Consider the following 17,988-nt stretch of genomic DNA (forward strand, 5'->3'; position numbering starts at 1 on the left):
CGACCCCGCAGCATAGTGCCCAACGGCCATATTGCGGTGACGGCCTTCTTGCCGTCCGGGTCAGCGTCTGCTGGCTATTTCCTGCCATTTTTCTCCGGGATACAGGTTTACGCAGATGAGCAAGACTTCTCTCGATAAGAGCAAGATCAAGTTCCTTCTTCTCGAAGGCGTCCACCAATCGGCTGTCGACGTCCTCAAGTCGGCGGGCTACACCAGCATTGAGTACCTCACAGGTTCTCTGCCGGAAGCCCAGCTGAAGGAAAAGATCGCTGATGCTCACTTCATCGGCATTCGCTCCCGCACTCAACTGACCGAAGAGATCTTCGATCACGCGAAGAAGCTTGTCGCTGTAGGTTGTTTCTGCATCGGCACCAACCAGGTCGACCTGAACGCGGCTCGCGAACGCGGCATCGCGGTGTTCAACGCACCGTACTCCAACACGCGCTCCGTCGCCGAGCTGGTACTGGCCGAAGCGATCCTGTTGCTGCGCGGCATCCCTGAGAAGAACGCTTCCTGCCACCGTGGCGGCTGGATCAAGAGCGCGGCCAACTCCTTCGAAATCCGCGGCAAGAAACTGGGTATCGTCGGTTACGGCTCGATCGGTACTCAACTGTCGGTCCTGGCTGAAGGCCTGGGCATGCAGGTGTACTTCTACGACACCGTGACCAAGCTGCCACTGGGTAACGCGACTCAGGTCGGTAAGCTGACTGATCTGCTGGGCATGTCCGACATCGTCACCCTGCACGTTCCGGAAACCGCTGCGACCCAGTGGATGATCGGCGAGAAGGAAATCCGCGCCATCAAGAAGGGCGGCATCCTGATCAACGCTGCTCGCGGCACCGTGGTCGAACTGCAAGCCCTGGCGGACGCGATCAAGGACAAGCACCTGATCGGCGCGGCCATCGACGTATTCCCGGTGGAGCCGCGCTCCAACGACGAAGAGTTCGAAAGCCCGCTGCGTGGCCTGGACAACGTGATCCTGACCCCGCACATCGGTGGTTCCACCGCTGAGGCACAAGCCAACATCGGTCTGGAAGTGGCAGAAAAGCTGGTCAAGTACAGCGACAACGGTACTTCGGTATCGTCCGTGAACTTCCCGGAAGTGGCCTTGCCGGCTCACCCGGGCAAGCACCGCCTGCTGCACATCCACGAGAACATCCCGGGTGTGATGAGCGAGATCAACAAGGTCTTCGCCGAAAACGGCATCAACATCTCCGGTCAGTTCCTGCAGACCAACGAGAAAGTCGGCTACGTGGTGATCGACGTCGACGCCGAGTACTCGGACCTGGCGCAAGAGAAGCTGCAGCACATCAACGGCACCATTCGTTGCCGCGTGTTGTTCTGATAGCAACTTGAGCGACAAAAAAAGGGAGCTCCTCGGAGCTCCCTTTTTCATGCCTGTGAAAAAGTTACTTCACAGTCACGGTAATTTTTTTCGAAACGATCGGCGGATCGAACGGCATGTGGCCACTGTCGCCCAGTTCGAGCTGCAAGGTGTGCTTGCCTGGCGCCAGTTTGAGGGTGGCCTCGGTTTGTGCCTTGCCGAAGTGCATATGGTTGGCATCCAGCGGAATCGGCGCGCCGGCGACCGGGAGCTTGTCGACGTCAATCAGCAAGTGGTGGTGCCCCGTGTTCTTGGTGACATCCCCTGCCGGGGCGAGTGAGACATCCTTGACGCCGAATTTGACCAGGAACTCCTGGCTGACGGTGGCACCGTCGGCCGGGGAAACAATGAACACTTCTGCACCCTCGGGAGCAGGAGTCGCCGCTGTTGCCAGCATCGACGCACTCAGCAACAAGCCTGCTAACGTTGCTCGTGACATAAAGGTTTTCATTCTCTTCTCCAGTTTTTTCTTAAAATCCGCGCAGTCATGACAACTTCACGGCCATTTGTTGTCGAAGGCACTCGATAACCATAGCAAAGCGAGCCTGAACCAGAGCGTCGCGATAATGAATTCAAAGGAGTGACCATGCGTTTTTTGCCTGGCCTGATCTGCCTGCTGCCCCTTCTGAGCCCTTTGGCTCATGCCGAACTGATTGACGATGTAAACGACCGTGGCGAACTGCGCATTGCCCTTGAAGCTAATACACCGCCTTTCAACTTCAAGGACGATGGCAAACTCACGGGGTTCGAAGTCGACCTGGGCCAGCTACTGGCCAACGAGCTGGATGTGCGGGCTGACTTCGTCGTCACCGACGCCAGCGATTTGTTGCCCGGCGTTGAAACCGGCAAGTACGACATCGCCATCAACCACATAACAGTGACCTCGGAGCTCAAGGATCGTTTCGACTTCACCGAACCTTACAGCCACACCAATGCACAATTGATCGCGCAGAAAGAAGAGCCGCGCTCGATGCTGCTGGTTCAGTCGCTGGCGCAAGAGAAGCCGAAGGAGAGCCCGACGGTGAGCCTGGCGATTCCATTCCAGAAGGGAAACCCGGCGTTTCACGCCAGCCTGGAGAACGCGTTGCAGCGGATCAAGGCGGATGGCCGGCTGGAGGCGTTGTCGCAGAAGTGGTTCGGGGCAGACACAAGCGTGGCGCCCAAGCCCTGATTTAAACTTGGCGAATATCCCTGTGGGAGCGAGCCTGCTCGCGAAAGCGATGTGTCAGTCGACATTTAGGCTGCCAGACACATCGCCTTCGCGAGCAGGCTCGCTCCCACAGTGGTTTTGTGTAGATTGTTAGCTGAGTGTTGCCAAGGCCTGCGCGGCTTGAGGCAACTCCAGCTCACTGAACACTTGCACGCCATGGCGTTTTAGCAACGCAGCGGTGACGCCTTCACCGCTGATCTTGACGCCGCTGAACGTCCCGTCATACGTCAACAAATTCCCGCAAGACGGACTGTTAGCCTTCAGCACCGCAATCCGGATGCCGTGCTTTTGCACCCGTTCCAGCGCCTGATAAGCCCCCGAAAGAAACTCGGCGCTGACATCCGCGCCCTCCGTGGTGATCACCGAGGCATGGCCATCCAGCACTTCAGCACCCTGCCCGCCCCGGATTTCCGCTGCGGCCCTTGGCGTCGGCAATCCTCCGGCAACCTCCGGGCACAACGGCACGACCCGACCCTCATCGAGCCACTGCTGCAGTTGATCGAACGGACCGCTGGCCCCGCCGTCGTATCGCACGCGGTGCCCCAGCAGACAGCGGCTTACCAGAATCTTTTGCATGATCAGAACGGCTCGTTGCCACGACGCCGGAACCAACCGGTCAACGACAGGCGATCGCGGGTCGCGGGCAGGACTTCGTGAGGGACTTCTCCCGACATGAACACCACCAGGCTTGCGCCGGTAGGCAACACATCGTATTCGACGCCCTCATTCAGGTACATGCGCAATTGACCGCCGTGCTCGGGCAGCCAGTCGTCATTGAGATACACCACCGCCGACACCATGCGCCGGTCGTCGTCGCGGAACCGGTCGAGATGCTTGAGGTAGAACGCCCCGGGCGGGTACAACGCAAAATGGCATTCGAACTCCTCAAGACCCAGGTACAAACCCCGATTCATCGCCTCGCGCAGGCTGTCCATCAACTGCAGATAGCTGTCACACGCCGGGGCCTGACCGGGTTCGATCCATTGGATGTGGTCGCCGCGAATCCCCTCGCGAACCTCCGATGACGGCCCGCGCCCCACAGCGGCTGGGGCCAGTTCACCCTCGACAGCACGTTTACGGCACTCGGCCGCCAGTTCACGTGTCAGACCTTCAGGCAGGAAAATGTCCTGCTGCGACCAGCCGCGTGCAGCGAGGTCGTCGACGATACGTAACAGCAGCGGGTGATCAGAGGATATTGGCATGGCGCGCATAGTATTCCTGTGCCTGGAAATCCGACAGAGCCACGCGGCGGCTTGATACGAATTCTCGACAAGTCCGTATGCCGCACGGAGAATAGTCGGCTGCTGACAGGAGTCCCTATGCGCCGTTTGCTTTTTTCACTGTTGATGCTCTGTGTTTTGCCCGCTTGGGCAGACGGCCACGACCAGTTGTACAAGGTCGCCGGTTGGCCAGACCAACGCGCGCATTTCAACGACGCCCTCTCAGCCGCCCAGCAGCGCTACCAGAACAGCCTGCCACCGGCGGTGTTCCAGGCATTGGTCGACAACAGCAATCAGCGTTTTGCCCCGCAGGCCGTAGACCAGCGCGCCGAAGCTCAACTGCGCAAGACACTCGCCGATCCGAAGCCCGCACTGACGTTTTTTCAGTCACCCCTGGGCAAGAAAATCGTTGCCGCCGAATTGCTGGCGACCCGCCGCGATCAACTGGCGAAAAACGCCAAGGGCTTGCCCAAGATGCAGGCCAGCGACAGCCGCATGCTGATCATCGGCCACCTGGCCCAGGCCCTGCCCGCTCGCGAAGCCGGCGCTGAAGTCAGCCTGGCGATTGCCGGTGTCGCGGCCGACAGCTTGAGTTCGATGATCCCCGGCCTGCTCGGCGGTGGTCAGGCGCAAGGCCTGTTGAACGGTCAGCGCCAGCGCTTGATGGACCAGATCGGCAGCGACCTGAACAACACGCTGCTGTATGTGTATCGCGACCTGTCGGATGAAGAGCTTGAAGAGTTTGCGACGTTTGCCGAGTCGGCTGAAGGCAAGGCGTATTACCAGGCAGCGTTGGCGGCGATTCGGGCGGGGTTGGCGGTGGGGCAGAATCCTTCGAACCTGAGCCAGTAATTTCGGCGCCAGAGTGTTCGCTAGAGATTCCGACCTTTGATCCGCTTGGTCAAAAACCCGAAATACTCCTGCCGCAACGCCACTGTCTCATTCGCCAGATGATGCCGCGCCTCGGGCAACATCAACACCTGCGGCCGATCGAACTTGTCCCGCAACACTTCAAGGTTGTGCTTCCAATCCACCGTCATGTCCGCCTGTCCCTGCACAATCAGCGTCCGTCGCGGGCTGTACGGTGCGGCTTCGATGCGCTTGATCCACCGCGCCAGCGCGCCGACCCAGGCCGTTGGCAAACGCAGCGGCTGCAACGGATCGGCTTGCAGGAACGGCAAAAAATCCGGGTCATTGGAGTTTTCGCTGAAGCGCCGCGCGATGGCTGTGACGAAAGGCTTGAGCAGGTAGTAGCTGAGTTGCGACCAGCCCCAGTCCCGTGGCCTGATCAGCGGCGACAGCAGAATCACCTGGCCCTGGGCCGGGCTGTTGGCACCCGCGTTGAGCACATGGTCGATCACGATTGCGCCGCCGGTGCTTTGCCCGCACAGGTGCCACGGCTGTGGCAGTTCCAGGGACAAGGCTTCGGCGAACAAGCCCTGCAACGTGTCCTGATACTCGGCGAAATCCTTGATGCTGGCCCGCGCGCCGCTGGACAGTCCATGCCCCGGCAAATCGCAGGCAATGACCGCAAACCCCTGATCCAGCGCCCACTCGATCACATGCCGATAGAGCCCGGTGTGATCGTAAAAACCGTGAAACAAAAACAAGGTTGCCTTCGCCTGCTCGGGCCACCAGACCTGGCTGACCACCTCATAACCATCAACCTCAAAACGACCGAGGCCGCTGCGCAGGCGGCGCCCCGGAAAATCCAGCCCGTAGAACCGCCGGTACGCCAATGCTTCCTCCGAAAGTGGCAGTCCCTTAGCCAATGGCCGCAGGCGGGCACGCAGATGATCGGGGTCGAAAGTGGCATCCATGAGCAATTCCAAAGCTTGAAACAGACTTTATAGGCCTGCGATATTCATCTGTCGCGGCAAGCATGGCAAGCTGGGCGACCTTCGAGGATTGAAACCCATGCGTCCTTCCTACCGCACCACGCTGCTTGCCAGCCTGCTCGCCCTCGGGTGTGCCGGCGTGTTGTGGGCCGCCTACGACTGGTTTCAGGGGCGTTACCTGCGGGCGTTCAGCGAGCACACCGCGGTATTTTCCGGTGACCCGTTGCGCCTGCCCGATGACCTCGCCGGCCCCGGCGCTATCCGCCTGGTGCACTTCTGGGACCCGGCCTGCCCGTGCAACGTCGGCAATCAACAACACCTGAGCGAACTGGTTGAGCGCTACGTCCCGCATGGCGTGGAGTTTTACGCGGTACAAAAGCCGGGCAGCCACGGCCAGTTGCCGAGCACCTTGAGCAGCCTCAAGTCCATCACCGTGTTGCCAGGTTCCGAGCAGATCCCTGCCAGCCCGGCCGTGGCGATCTGGGACCGCAGCGGCAAACTGGCGTATTTCGGACCTTACAGCGAAGGCCTGACCTGCAATTCGAGCAACAGCTTTATCGAACCGATCTTGCAGGCGCTGGATGAAGGCCGCGCGGTGAATGCCACGCACACACTGGCGGTGGGGTGTTACTGCCCGTGGTCGATAGACACAAAGCAGTAACGCCGGCAGGAAGCGCGAATCCCTCCTAAGTGCGATGGGCCATTTCAACATGCCGTGTTAAACATTGGCGCCATGGACCGCGGCCTCTAATAACAACAAGGAATCTCCATGAAACGTAGCCTGACCGTTCTTGCCCTCATCGTTGTCGCGCTCGCCGCAGGTGCTGGCTGGTATGTCTACAGCAAACAGCCGACACGCCAGGGCATGGTTGAGCTGCAACACCTGCAAGGGTCCGTTACCGTGCGCTACGACGAGCGCGGCATCCCCCATATCCGCGCCGACAACGAAACCGACCTGTATCGCGCCCTCGGTTATGTGCATGCCCAGGATCGTCTGTTTCAGATGGAAGTGCTGCGCCGGCTGGCACGTGGCGAGCTGGCCGAGGTGCTGGGCCCAAAACTGCTCGACACCGACAAACTGATGCGCAGCCTGCGTATCCGTGAACGCGCTGCAACCTACCTGGCGAACCTGGACCTACAATCGCCGGCCTGGACTGCGATGCAAGCCTATCTGGACGGCATCAACCAGTACCAGGACAGCCACCCGAAACCTGCCGAGTTCGATGTATTGGGCATCCCGAAACGCCCATTCACCGCCGAGGACACCATCAGCATTGCCGGCTACATGGCCTACAGTTTTGCCGCGGCATTTCGCACCGACCCCCTGCTGACCTACGTGCGCGATCAGTTGGGCCCCGACTACCTCAACGTCTTCGATCTCGACTGGCAGCCCAAAGGCGTACTGGCGAAAAAACGCCCCAGTGCCTTGCCGCCCCTCACCGGCCTCGACTGGAAGGATCTCAACGCCCTCGCCCGCCTCAGCGAACAGGCGCTGGCCGACAATGGCTTGCCGCAATTCGAAGGCAGCAACGCCTGGGTCGTCTCTGGCAGCCGCACAAAAAGTGGCAAGCCGTTGTTGGCCGGTGACCCGCACATCCGTTTTTCCGCACCGTCGGTGTGGTACGAAGCACAGCTCTCGGCGCCGGGCTTCGAACTCTACGGCCACTACCAGGCGCTGATGCCGTTCGCCTCGCTGGGCATGAATCGCGACTTCGGCTGGAGCATCACCATGTTCCAGAACGATGACCTCGACCTGATCGCCGAGAAGGTCAACCCCGACAATGCCAATCAGGTCTGGTATCGCGGCAAGTGGGTGGACATGGAGACCAGCGAACAGCAGATCGCGGTCAAGGGGCAGGCGCCGGTGAAACTGGTGCTGCGCCAGTCGCCTCACGGTCCGATCGTCAACGATGCGCTGGGCAACGGTGTTGGCAAGACGCCGATCGCCATGTGGTGGGGCTTTCTCGAAAGCCAGAATCCGATCCTTGAAGGCTTCTACCAGCTCAATCGCGCCGACACCCTGGCCAAGGCCCGCAGCGCCGCGGCCAAGATCCAGGCGCCAGGCCTGAACATCGTCTGGGCCAATGCCAAGGGTGACATCGGCTGGTGGGCGGCGGCGCAGTTACCGAAGCGGCCGGCAGGTGTGCGCCCGTGGTTCATCCTCGACGGCAGCACCGCCGAGGCGGACAAGGACGGCTTCTACCCCTTCAGCGCCAACCCGCAGGAAGAGAACCCGGCGCGGGGGTATATCGTCTCTGCCAACTTCCAGCCGGTTTCACCCACCGGCATGGAAATTCCCGGCTATTACAACCTGGCCGATCGGGGCCAGCAGCTCAATCGCCAGCTCAGCGACAAAAGCATCAAGTGGGACCTGGAAGCCAGCCAGAAACTGCAACTGGGCACCACGACGGCCTACGGCCCGCGCTTGCTCGCACCGTTACTGCCGGTACTGCGCGAAGTGGTGAGTGATCCCGCCGAACTCAAACTGGTGGAGCAACTGGCCCAGTGGCAAGGTGACTACCCGCTGGATTCCACCAGCGCCACGCTGTTCAACCAGTTCCTGTTCAACCTCGCCGACGCGACGATGCACGACGAATTGGGCAATGACTTCTTTGAAACGTTGCTCTCGACGCGGGTCATCGACGCAGCGCTGCCACGGCTGGCCGCCAATCCCGATTCGCCGTGGTGGGACAACCGCAACACGCTCGGTAAGGAAACCCGCGCCGACACGGTCAAGGTTGCCTGGCAAGCGAGCATTGCGCACCTCAAGACCACGCTGGGCGCTGACTTCACGCAATGGCAGTGGGGCACGGCGCACACGCTGACTCACGGCCATCCACTGGGGCAGCAAAAGCCGCTGGACCGGATTTTCAACGTCGGCCCGTTTGCGGCGCCTGGCAGCCATGAGGTGCCGAATAACCTGTCGGCGAAGATTGGCCCGGCGCCCTGGCCGGTGACGTACGGCCCGTCGACCCGACGCCTGATCGACTTCGCCGACCCGGCCCACAGCCTGACCGTCAACCCGGTCGGCCAGAGCGGCGTGCCGTTCGACAGTCACTATGACGACCAGGCCGAGGCGTATGTCGAGGGGGTCTATTTCCAGGCGCATCTCAATGACGAGGAAGTCACGGCCAATACGCGCAGCACTTTGAAGCTGTTGCCGGCGCGAACTGCCCCTTAAACATCAAAAGATCGCAGCCTTCGGCAGCTCCTACATTGGCCGAGTTCGCCGCAATATCGCGTATGAAAATCGATCCCTGTAGGAGCTGCCGAAGGCTGCGATCTTTTGATCTTCAAACCATCACAGAGAAGTTCAGCCTGAACTGCTGCGGCGTCACGCCCAGCCGGCGGTTGAACACACTGCGCATGTGCTGCGCATCGCGAAACCCGCATTGGTACGCCACGGTCTTGAGTGGCGAGTGAGTGCTTTCCAGCAGCACCCGCGCCGCGTCCACCCGCGCCCGCTCGACGAATTCCGCCGGGGTGATTTTCGCTTCTTTGGCGAACACCCGGGAAAAGTTGCGCGCACTCATGTTGGCGGCATTGGCCAGGTCGGCGATGGTCAGGTCGCCGGTGAGGTTGGCCAACACGTAGAGCTGCGCCAACGCCACGGCAGACGTGGGTTCGGCGTGGGGCGTGAGGAACGGGCTGAATTGCGATTGCCCACCCGAACGCTGGGTGAACACCACCAACCGCTTGGCCACGCTGAGCGCCACTTCCGGTCCGTGGTCCCGTGCGAGCAGGTACAACGACAAATCGATGCCCGCCGTGACCCCGGCCGAGGTATAGAGCTCGCCGTCCTGCACATACAAGCGATCGGCCTCGACCTGAGTCGAGGGGCACAACTGAGCCAGCGCCGTAGCGTCCCCCCAGTGAGTGGTCACCGTTCGCCCCTCGAGCAACCCGGCCCGAGCCAGCATGAACGCGCCGTTGCAGATCGAACCAAACCGTCGTGCCCGTGCGCAGGCGTCGCGTAGCCAGGCATCGAATGCTGCACCAAAGTCCATGAACGGCAGCTGCGGCCCGCCGGCCACCAACAGCAGGTCATACGCTTGCAGCGCTTCACTGAAATGCTGGTGCGCGTAAAGTGACAAGCCGTTGGAACACGGCATCACCCCGCGCTCCAAGCCGATGACTTCCAGCCGATAGTGATCTTGCGGTTCGAGGAAGCGATTGGCCTCGGAAAACACATCCATGGGACCGGTGACGTCCAGGGACTGAACGCCGGTGAATACCACGATGGCAACGGTTTTATTCATGACAAAAATCGCCCTCTTTGCCTCTGGTTACACCGCACACCTGTAGGAGCTGTCGAGTGAAGCGAGGCTGCGATCTTTTGATTTTTTAAAAGACAAGATCAAAAGATCGCAGCCTGCGGCAGCTCCTACAGGGTCTGCGTGCACCCTAGCCAATCCGCGCGCAACAAGCGAGGTTGGCGCGATTTGCACGCTCATTGGCAAGGATCGCAGCCATGGATCGATTGTCCAGTTCCGGGGGTGGGAACAGACTCTAACCATCAGCGCCGCCACGGCGTTCCCCACGAGGAAAGCACCATGAGCAGCACCATCGCCGGTATCAAAATCCCTGACAGCGCCTTGGCCAAGGCCACCACCGAATACATTCGCGACGTCGAATCCGACCTGCTGTATCACCACTCGCGCCGGGTATTCCTGTTCGGTGCCTTGAGCGGTGAGCGCAAGCAACTGGCCTACAACCCAGAGCTGTTGTACGTCGGCGCCATGTTCCATGACCTTGGCCTGGTGGAAGGTCATCGCACCGACGATGAACGCTTCGAAGTCGATAGCGCCAACGCGGCCAAAGCGTTCCTCAAACCCTTTGGTTTGTCGGACGACGATATCGAACAGGTCTGGTTGTCGATTGCTCTGCACACCACACCGGGCGTACCGCAACACCTGCGCCCTAACGTGGCGCTGGTCACCGCCGGGGTTGAAATGGATGTGCTGGGTATCGACTATGCCGCGTTTCCCACCGTGCAGCGCGAGGCGGTGGTGCATGCGCACCCGCGTGGTGAAGGGTTCAAGGAATGCATTCTGTGTGCATTCGCCAACGGCTTCAAACACAGGCCCGACACCACATTCGGTACGGTGAACGCAGACGTGCTGGTGGACAGCGAGCCGGGCTTCAAACCGATGAACTTCGTCGAGATCATCCGCAAGTCGCCTTGGGTTTCCTGACCCCATAAAGACAAAAGATCGCAGCCTTCGGCAGCTCCTACATTCCCCTGTAGGAGCTGCCGCAGGCTGCGATCTTTTGATCTACAGCGTTTTAAGCCGCTTCCGGAGCCTGCGCGCGACGCACGTCCGGTTGCTTCCACGAATCGGCAGCGCTTTCTTCGATGGCCTGTTGAATCGCACGTTTGCGTGTTTCTTCGGCACGGCGGCTGAAGAACCAGACCAGGAACGTCACGATCGACACCGCCAGCAGAATCAGGCTGGCCACGGCATTGATCTCGGGCTTCACGCCCAGACGTACCGCCGAGAACACTTCCATCGGCAGGGTGGTCGAACCCGGCCCGGAAACGAAGCTCGCCAACACCAGGTCATCGAGGGACAACGCGAACGACATCATGCCGCCAGCCGCCAGCGATGGCGCAATCATCGGGATGGTGATCAGGAAGAACACCTTCCACGGCCGCGCACCCAGGTCCATGGCCGCTTCTTCGATGGACAGGTCCAGCTCACGCAAGCGCGCCGACACCACCACCGCCACATACGCCGCACAGAATGTGGTGTGGGCGATCCAGATGGTGACGATCCCGCGCTCCTGCGGCCAACCGATCATCTGCGCCATCGCCACGAACAGCAGCAACAGCGACAGGCCGGTGATCACTTCCGGCATCACCAACGGCGCGGTCACCAGGCCACCGAACAGCGTGCGCCCCTTGAAGTGGGTGATACGGGTCAGGACGAACGCGGCCAATGTACCGAGCGCCACCGCCGCAATCGCCGTGTAACAGGCGATTTCCAGCGAGCGCACCACCGAGCCCATCAGTTGCGTGTTGTCCATCAACCCGACGTACCACTTGATCGACCAACCGCCCCACACCGTCACCAGTTTCGAGGCATTGAACGAGTAGATCACCAGGATCAGCATCGGCGCGTAGATGAACAGCAGACCCGCTACCAGCATGAAACTTGAGAAACGGAAGCGTTTCATTCCTTGCCCTCCATTTCTTTGGCCTGACTACGGTTGAACAGGATGATCGGCACAATCAGGATCGCCAACATCACCACCGCCAGGGCAGACGCCACCGGCCAGTCACGGTTGTTGAAGAACTCTTGCCACAGCACTTTACCGATCATCAGGGTTTCCGGACCGCCCAGCAGTTCCGGGATCACGAACTCGCCCACGACCGGAATGAACACCAGCATGCAGCCGGCAATGATCCCGTTCTTGGACAGCGGAATGGTGATCTTCCAGAAGCTGTTGAAGGTGCTCGAACCCAGGTCCGATGCGGCTTCGAGCAAGCTGTTGTCGTGTTTCACCAGGTTGGCGTAGAGCGGCAGGATCATGAACGGCAGGTACGAATACACCACGCCGATATAGACCGCGAGGTTGGTGTTGAGGATTTGCAGCGGCTCGTTGATCCAGCCCATGCTCATCAAAAAGCCATTGAGCAGACCGTTGTTGCTGAGGATGCCCATCCACGCATAAACGCGGATCAGAATCGCCGTCCAGGTCGGCATCATGATCAACAGCACCAGCACCGTTTGCAGTTCTTTACGGGCACTGGCAATGGCGTAGGCCATCGGGTAGCCGATCAGCAGGCAGAGGATGGTGCTGAACAACGCCATCTTCAACGAGCCGAGGTAAGCGGCGATGTACAACTCGTCGTCGCCGAGCATCGCGTAGTTGCCGAGGTTGAGCAGCACCTGCAGCTTCTGGTCGACGAAGTTGTAGATCTCGGTGTACGGCGGAATGGCCACGTCGGCTTCGGCGAAGCTGATCTTCAACACGATGAAGAACGGCAACATGAAGAACATGAACAGCCAGATGAACGGAACCCCGATGACCAGCTGGCGGCCACCGGGAATTATTCGATTGAGGCGGCGTTTGAATTTGCGCATGTTCATGAGCGAAGTACCACGCCGCTGTCGTCTTCCCAGTACACGTAGACCTGATCACCCCAGGTCGGACGCTGGCCACGGCGCTCGGCGTTGGCGACGAACGACTGGACGATCTTGCCGCTTGGCAGTTCGACGTAGAACACCGAGTGGCCGCCGAGGTAGGCGATGTCGTGCACCTTGCCGCTGGACCAGTTGTATTCACAGGTCGGCATGGTTGGCGTCACGAGCAGTTTTTCCGGACGGATCGCGTAAGTCACGGATTTGTCCTGCACCGAGGTGCTGATGCCGTGGCCCACGTAGATCTGGCGGTCCAGGTCCTTGCAGGTAATAGTCGCGTAGCCTTCGGCGTCATCGATCACTTCACCGTCGAAGATGTTGACGTTGCCGATGAACTCGCAAACCAGGCGGCTGGTCGGGGTTTCGTAGATGTCGATCGGGCTGCCGATCTGGGCGATCCAGCCCAGGTGCATGATCGCGATGCGCTCGGCCATGGTCATGGCCTCTTCCTGATCGTGGGTCACCATGACGCAAGTTACGCCGACCCGCTCGATGATCTCGACCAGCTCCAGCTGCATTTGCGAGCGCAGCTTCTTGTCCAGCGCACCCATCGGTTCGTCGAGCAACAGCAGCTTCGGCCGCTTGGCCAAAGAACGCGCCAGGGCCACACGTTGACGCTGGCCACCGGACAACTGATGCGGCTTGCGCTTGGCGTACTGCGTCATCTGAACCAGCTTGAGCATGTCGGCCACGCGCGCATCGACTTCAGCTGCGGGGATTTTGTCCTGCTTGAGGCCGAAGGCGATGTTCTGCGCCACGGTCATGTGCGGGAACAAGGCGTAGGACTGGAACATCATGTTGATCGGACGCTCGTACGGCGGCATGTCCGTGATGTCGACGCCATCGAGGAAGATGCGCCCCTCCGTGGGCCGTTCGAAACCTGCGAGCATACGCAGTAAGGTGGATTTGCCCGATCCCGAACCGCCGAGCAGGGCGAAAATCTCGCCTTTCTTGATTTCCAGGGACACATCGTCCACGGCAATCGTCTCGTCGAACTTCTTCGTGACCCGGTCGATTTTGACCAGCACCTGTTTAGGTGACTGGTCGCCCTCGAGGGCTTTCTTATAGGCGCCGGAGGCAACTGCCATTTACGAAACTCCCAGAAAAAAAGAGTGCAGTTCGCTCAAGGTGAGCCAACCTTGGATAATTTGAGCCTTGAAGCTATTTACCCGACTTGACCGTGGTCCAGCTGCGGGTCATCAAACGCTGAATCTTCGGGGGTAACTCGATCGACACGTAGGTCTTGTCGAGCACCTCTTGCGGCGGATAGACCGCTTCGTCGGTGCGAATGGACTGTTCCATCAGTTTGTCCGACCCAGGGTTAGGGTTGGCATAGCCGACGTAATCACTGACCTGGGCGATCACCTCAGGTTTCAGCAAATAGTTGATGAAGGCGTGGGCCTCTTTGACGTTGGCCGAATCCTTCGGAATCGCCAGCATGTCGAACCAGAGCGCGCCGCCTTCTTTCGGAATGGAGTAGGCGATGTTGATGCCTTTCTTGGCTTCTTCGGCACGGGCGCGGGCCTGGAAGATATCGCCAGAGAACCCGACCGCGATGCAGATATCACCATTGGCCAAGTCCGTGATGTATTTGGACGAGCTGAAGTAGGTGACGTAAGGCCGCACGGCCAGCAACTTGGCGGTTGCCTTTTTATAGTCTTCCTCGTTGGTGCTGTTGGCATTCAGGCCCATGTAGTTGAGCACCGTGGGCATCATTTCATCAGCGGAGTCGAGGAAAGCCACGCCGCATTTCTGCAGCTTCTTGATGTTTTCCGGCTCGAACACCACGTCCCAGGAATCGATCTTGTCGACGCCCAGCACAGCCTTGATCTTGTCGACGTTGTAACCGATGCCGTTGGTGCCCCACAGGTACGGTACGGCGTACAGGTTGCCCGGATCGTTCTGCTCCAGGCGCTTGAGCAGCGCTGGGTCGAGGTTCGAATAGTTCGGCAACTGCGACTTGTCGAGCTTCTGGAAAGCACCGGCCTTGATCTGCTTGCCAAGGAAGTGGTTGGACGGCACGACCACGTCATACCCGGTATGCCCGGCCAACAACTTGCCTTCCAGCGTTTCATTGGAGTCGAAGACGTCATATACCGGCTTGATGCCGGTCTCTTTCTGGAAGTCTGCCAGGGTGGTCTGACCGATGTAGTCCGACCAGTTATAAATATGCACGGTACCGGCGGCCTGGACACTGACGGCCAGCGTCAGCCCGGCGCCAACCAGCAGGGCATTGCGCAACAAAGAAAAAATAGGCAATTGGAGGTCCTCAAAAATTAGTTGGGCCCAAGTTGCCCCGTGTTACATGACAACCGTGGTTGCCCGGCAACAAAACCGGCGCGCAACTTACCCTCGAAAAACCGTTCCAGCAAAACTTTTATACAAATTACGACCTTGTAGGAGCGAGCTTGCTCGCGATGGTCGTCAACGTTAACGCGTTGTGCCTGACACCCCGCGGCGTTGCAGCTTTCTTCGCGAGCAAGCTCGCTCCTACACGGTTTTACTTACTTACCGGATTTGATCTTGGTCCAGCTGCGAGTCAGGATCCGCTGGGTCGCGGCCGGCAAGTCGGCAATCGCGTACAGCTTGGCCAGCACGTCGGCCGGCGGGTAGATGCCTGGATCGCTGGTGATGTCTTTATCCACCAAAGGCGTGGCAGCGGCGTTACCGTTCGGGAAACGCACGGCGTTGGTGATTGCAGCCATGACTTCCGGCTTCTGCAGGTAGGTCATGAACTTGTAGGCACCTTCGACGTTTTCGGCATCTTTAGGGATGGCGACCATGTCGTAGAAGCTGCCTGCACCTTCTTTCGGAATGTTGTAGCTGACCTTCACTTTGTCGCCGGCTTCAGCGGCGCGGGACTTGGCCTGATAGATGTCACCCGAGTAACCGACGGCTACGCAGATGTTGCCGTTGGCCAGGTCGGAGATGTACTTGGACGAGTGGAAGTAGGCGATCGAAGGACGGACTTTCAGGAACAGTGCTTCAGCTTCGGCCAGTTGTTTTTTGTCCTGGCTGTCGGTCGGATAGCCCAGGTAGTGCAGCGCCACCGGAATCATCTCGGTTGGCGAGTCCAGAACGCTAATCCCGCACGATTTCAACTTCGCGGCGTTTTCAGGCTTGAAGATCAGGTCCCAGGAATTGGTTGGTGCATCGGCACCCAGTGCAGCCTTGACCTTGTCGGCGTTGAAGCCGATACCGATCGAACCCCACATGTAAGGGAAGGCGTGTTCGTTGCCCGGGTCGCTCACCGATACCGCTTTGAGCAGGTCGGGGTTCAGGTTCTTCCAGTTAGGCAGCTTGGACTTGTCCAGCTTCTGGTAAACACCGGCCTTGATCTGCTTGGCCAGGAAGTTGTTCGACGGTACGACGATGTCGTAGCCAGACTTGCCTGCCAGTAACTTGGCTTCCAGGGTTTCGTTGCTGTCGAAAACGTCGTACACCACCTTGATCCCGGACTCTTTCTCGAAGTTCGCGATGGTGTCCGGAGCGATGTAGTCGGACCAGTTATAGACGTGCAACACCTTGTCGTCCGCCTGTACCGCACCCGCCATCATGCCCATAAGGGACATGGCGAGGAGAGTCTTGCCAGCAAGCTTTTTTCCTAATGCCTTCATGCGTAATGCTCCAAATTTTTCTTTTTTTGAACCACTTTGTTCAGCGGCCGAACCCGGACAACTGGAACCGCGGCTAGTCTGGCAAGATCCGAGGCGGTCTTTCAAGGAAAGGCCGCCCTTCAAGACTGCTCTGAGCGAAAGTTTCATGAGTCCCGCCCAGAGCCTAGCACTTAGCCCTGCAACGCACTCAGGGTCAGGTCCAGGCACTTGCGTGCCTTGGTCACCAGCTCATCGATTTCAGCCTTGGTAATCACCAGTGGCGGCGAGATGATCATGGTGTCGCCCACGGCGCGCATGATCAGGCCGTTTTCGAAGCAGAATGTGCGGCAGATCATGCCGACGCCCTTGCCTTCGTAACGCTTGCGCGTGGCCTTGTCCTGCACCAGCTCGATGGCCCCCAACAGACCGACCCCACGCACTTCCCCCACCAACGGGTGATCGTTCAGTTCCCGCAGACGTTTCTGCAAATAGGGTGCCGTTTCTGCGTGAACGCGCTCGATAATTTTTTCTTCGCGCAGGATACGGATGTTTTCCAGTGCCACCGCCGCCGCGACCGGGTGCCCGGAATAGGTGAAGCCGTGGTTGAAGTCGCCGCCTTCGTTGAGCACCGCGACCACTTCGTCACGCACGATCAGGCCACCCATCGGGATGTAGCCGGAGGTCAGGCCTTTGGCGATGGTCATCATGTCGGGCTTGAGGTCGTAGAGATCGGAACCGAACCACTCGCCGGTGCGGCCGAAACCACAGATCACTTCGTCCGCCACGAACAAGATGTCGTACTTGGCGAGGATTTCCTTGATGCGCGGCCAGTAGGTGTCTGGCGGAATGATCACGCCGCCGGCGCCCTGGATCGGCTCGGCAATAAAGGCACCGACGTTGTCCACGCCGACTTCCAGAATCTTCTCTTCCAGTTGATTGGCCGCCCACACACCGAATTCTTCCGGTGTCATCTCGCCGCCTTCACCGAACCAGTAAGGCTGGGCGATGTGGACGATGCCCGGGATCGGCAAGTCGCCTTGTTCATGCATGTACGTCATGCCACCCAGGCTCGCGCCGGCGACGGTGGAACCGTGATAGCCGTTTTTGCGGCTGATGATGACTTTCTTTTTCGGCTGGCCCTTGATCGCCCAATAGTGACGAACCATACGCAGCATGGTGTCGTTGCCTTCCGAGCCCGAGCCCGTGAAAAACACGTGGTTCATGCCTTGCGGCGCGATGTCGGAGATGGCCTTGGCCAGTTCCAGCACCGGCGGGTGAGCGGTCTGGAAGAACAGGTTGTAGTAAGGCAGCTCGCGCATTTGTTTGCTGGCGGCATCGGCCAGCTCATCGCGACCGTAGCCGATCGCTACGCACCACAGGCCCGCCATGCCGTCGAGGATCTTGTTGCCTTCGCTGTCCCAGAGGTAAACGCCCTTGGCGTTGGTGATGATCCGCGGGCCTTTCTCTTTCAGCTGCTTGAAGTCGCTGAACGGCGCCAGGTGATGATCATTGCTCAGGGTTTGCCATTCACGGGTTTGCGGGTTGTTGCTGGTCATGCGAATTCTCCTAAGGTTGCAGTGAAAGGCGCGGAAATT

At 59.5% G+C, this 17,988-nt stretch carries 17 protein-coding genes; 6 read left to right on the forward strand and 11 right to left on the reverse strand.

What is annotated here, in order from left to right; genetic code table 11:
• The first annotated feature begins 115 nt into the window (after positions 1-115).
• Complete coding sequence (gene serA / locus ACA052_RS27600; protein WP_497647632.1) at positions 116-1,345, forward strand: phosphoglycerate dehydrogenase; 1,230 nt, start codon at positions 116-118, stop codon at positions 1,343-1,345.
• 64 nt (positions 1,346-1,409) lie between these two features.
• Here the strand turns inward: serA and ACA052_RS27605 are convergent, their stop codons facing one another.
• Positions 1,410-1,835 (reverse strand): DUF4399 domain-containing protein, encoded by a 426-nt coding sequence (locus ACA052_RS27605; RefSeq protein WP_497647633.1) that lies wholly within the window; start codon positions 1,833-1,835, stop codon positions 1,410-1,412.
• A gap of 135 nt (positions 1,836-1,970) precedes the next feature.
• Between ACA052_RS27605 and ACA052_RS27610 the strand changes: the two genes are divergently transcribed.
• A complete protein-coding gene (locus ACA052_RS27610; RefSeq protein ID WP_497647634.1) occupies positions 1,971-2,555 on the forward strand; it encodes a transporter substrate-binding domain-containing protein in 585 nt (194 codons plus the stop codon).
• A gap of 129 nt (positions 2,556-2,684) precedes the next feature.
• Here ACA052_RS27610 and ACA052_RS27615 read toward each other — a convergent pair whose 3' ends face one another.
• Positions 2,685-3,170 carry a 2-thiouracil desulfurase family protein gene (locus ACA052_RS27615; protein ID WP_497647635.1) on the reverse strand — a complete coding sequence of 162 codons (486 nt, stop codon included), beginning with the start codon at positions 3,168-3,170 and terminating at the stop codon, positions 2,685-2,687.
• 2 nt (positions 3,171-3,172) lie between these two features.
• Positions 3,173-3,805 carry a 2OG-Fe(II) oxygenase gene (locus ACA052_RS27620; RefSeq protein WP_497647636.1) on the reverse strand — a complete coding sequence of 211 codons (633 nt, stop codon included), beginning with the start codon at positions 3,803-3,805 and terminating at the stop codon, positions 3,173-3,175.
• Positions 3,806-3,913: 108 nt separating this feature from the next.
• Here ACA052_RS27620 and ACA052_RS27625 point away from each other — a divergent pair, with 108 nt between their 5' ends.
• Positions 3,914-4,666 (forward strand): DUF2059 domain-containing protein, encoded by a 753-nt coding sequence (locus ACA052_RS27625; protein ID WP_497647637.1) that lies wholly within the window; start codon positions 3,914-3,916, stop codon positions 4,664-4,666.
• 20 nt (positions 4,667-4,686) lie between these two features.
• Here the strand turns inward: ACA052_RS27625 and bipL are convergent, their stop codons facing one another.
• Positions 4,687-5,634, reverse strand: coding sequence for a phospholipase BipL (gene bipL / locus ACA052_RS27630; RefSeq protein WP_497647638.1), 948 nt, complete (start codon positions 5,632-5,634; stop codon positions 4,687-4,689).
• 97 nt (positions 5,635-5,731) lie between these two features.
• Between bipL and ACA052_RS27635 the strand changes: the two genes are divergently transcribed.
• Positions 5,732-6,313 carry a DUF6436 domain-containing protein gene (locus ACA052_RS27635; RefSeq protein WP_497647639.1) on the forward strand — a complete coding sequence of 194 codons (582 nt, stop codon included), beginning with the start codon at positions 5,732-5,734 and terminating at the stop codon, positions 6,311-6,313.
• Between the two features lie 108 nt (positions 6,314-6,421).
• Positions 6,422-8,833, forward strand: coding sequence for a penicillin acylase family protein (locus tag ACA052_RS27640; protein ID WP_497647640.1), 2,412 nt, complete (start codon positions 6,422-6,424; stop codon positions 8,831-8,833).
• Positions 8,834-8,945: 112 nt separating this feature from the next.
• Here the strand turns inward: ACA052_RS27640 and ACA052_RS27645 are convergent, their stop codons facing one another.
• Positions 8,946-9,911, reverse strand: coding sequence for a GlxA family transcriptional regulator (locus ACA052_RS27645; protein WP_497647641.1), 966 nt, complete (start codon positions 9,909-9,911; stop codon positions 8,946-8,948).
• 294 nt (positions 9,912-10,205) lie between these two features.
• On the opposite strand from ACA052_RS27645, the gene ACA052_RS27650 reads away from it, so the two are divergent.
• Positions 10,206-10,847 (forward strand): HD domain-containing protein, encoded by a 642-nt coding sequence (locus ACA052_RS27650; protein WP_497647642.1) that lies wholly within the window; start codon positions 10,206-10,208, stop codon positions 10,845-10,847.
• A gap of 91 nt (positions 10,848-10,938) precedes the next feature.
• Here ACA052_RS27650 and ACA052_RS27655 read toward each other — a convergent pair whose 3' ends face one another.
• From ACA052_RS27655 to ACA052_RS27680, 6 genes are all read right to left on the reverse strand, one after another.
• The gene (locus ACA052_RS27655; RefSeq protein WP_497647643.1) at positions 10,939-11,829 is read right to left on the reverse strand and encodes an ABC transporter permease subunit; all 891 of its coding nucleotides are present in this window, start codon (positions 11,827-11,829) and stop codon (positions 10,939-10,941) included.
• Positions 11,826-12,707 carry an ABC transporter permease subunit gene (locus ACA052_RS27660; protein WP_497650409.1) on the reverse strand — a complete coding sequence of 294 codons (882 nt, stop codon included), beginning with the start codon at positions 12,705-12,707 and terminating at the stop codon, positions 11,826-11,828. The genes ACA052_RS27655 and ACA052_RS27660 overlap by 4 nt, the downstream gene beginning before the upstream one ends.
• A 35-nt stretch (positions 12,708-12,742) precedes the next feature.
• The gene (locus tag ACA052_RS27665; RefSeq protein ID WP_497647644.1) at positions 12,743-13,885 is read right to left on the reverse strand and encodes an ABC transporter ATP-binding protein; all 1,143 of its coding nucleotides are present in this window, start codon (positions 13,883-13,885) and stop codon (positions 12,743-12,745) included.
• Positions 13,886-13,958: 73 nt separating this feature from the next.
• Positions 13,959-15,056: a polyamine ABC transporter substrate-binding protein gene (locus ACA052_RS27670; RefSeq protein ID WP_497647645.1), complete on the reverse strand. Its 1,098-nt coding sequence runs from the start codon at positions 15,054-15,056 to the stop codon at positions 13,959-13,961.
• A 245-nt stretch (positions 15,057-15,301) separates the two neighbouring features.
• The gene (locus tag ACA052_RS27675) at positions 15,302-16,414 is read right to left on the reverse strand and encodes a polyamine ABC transporter substrate-binding protein (protein ID WP_497647646.1); all 1,113 of its coding nucleotides are present in this window, start codon (positions 16,412-16,414) and stop codon (positions 15,302-15,304) included.
• Between the two features lie 170 nt (positions 16,415-16,584).
• Positions 16,585-17,949 carry an aspartate aminotransferase family protein gene (locus ACA052_RS27680; RefSeq protein ID WP_497647647.1) on the reverse strand — a complete coding sequence of 455 codons (1,365 nt, stop codon included), beginning with the start codon at positions 17,947-17,949 and terminating at the stop codon, positions 16,585-16,587.
• Positions 17,950-17,988: the final 39 nt, after the last annotated feature.

It is taken from the genome of Pseudomonas sp. LBUM1644, from assembly GCF_059716195.1.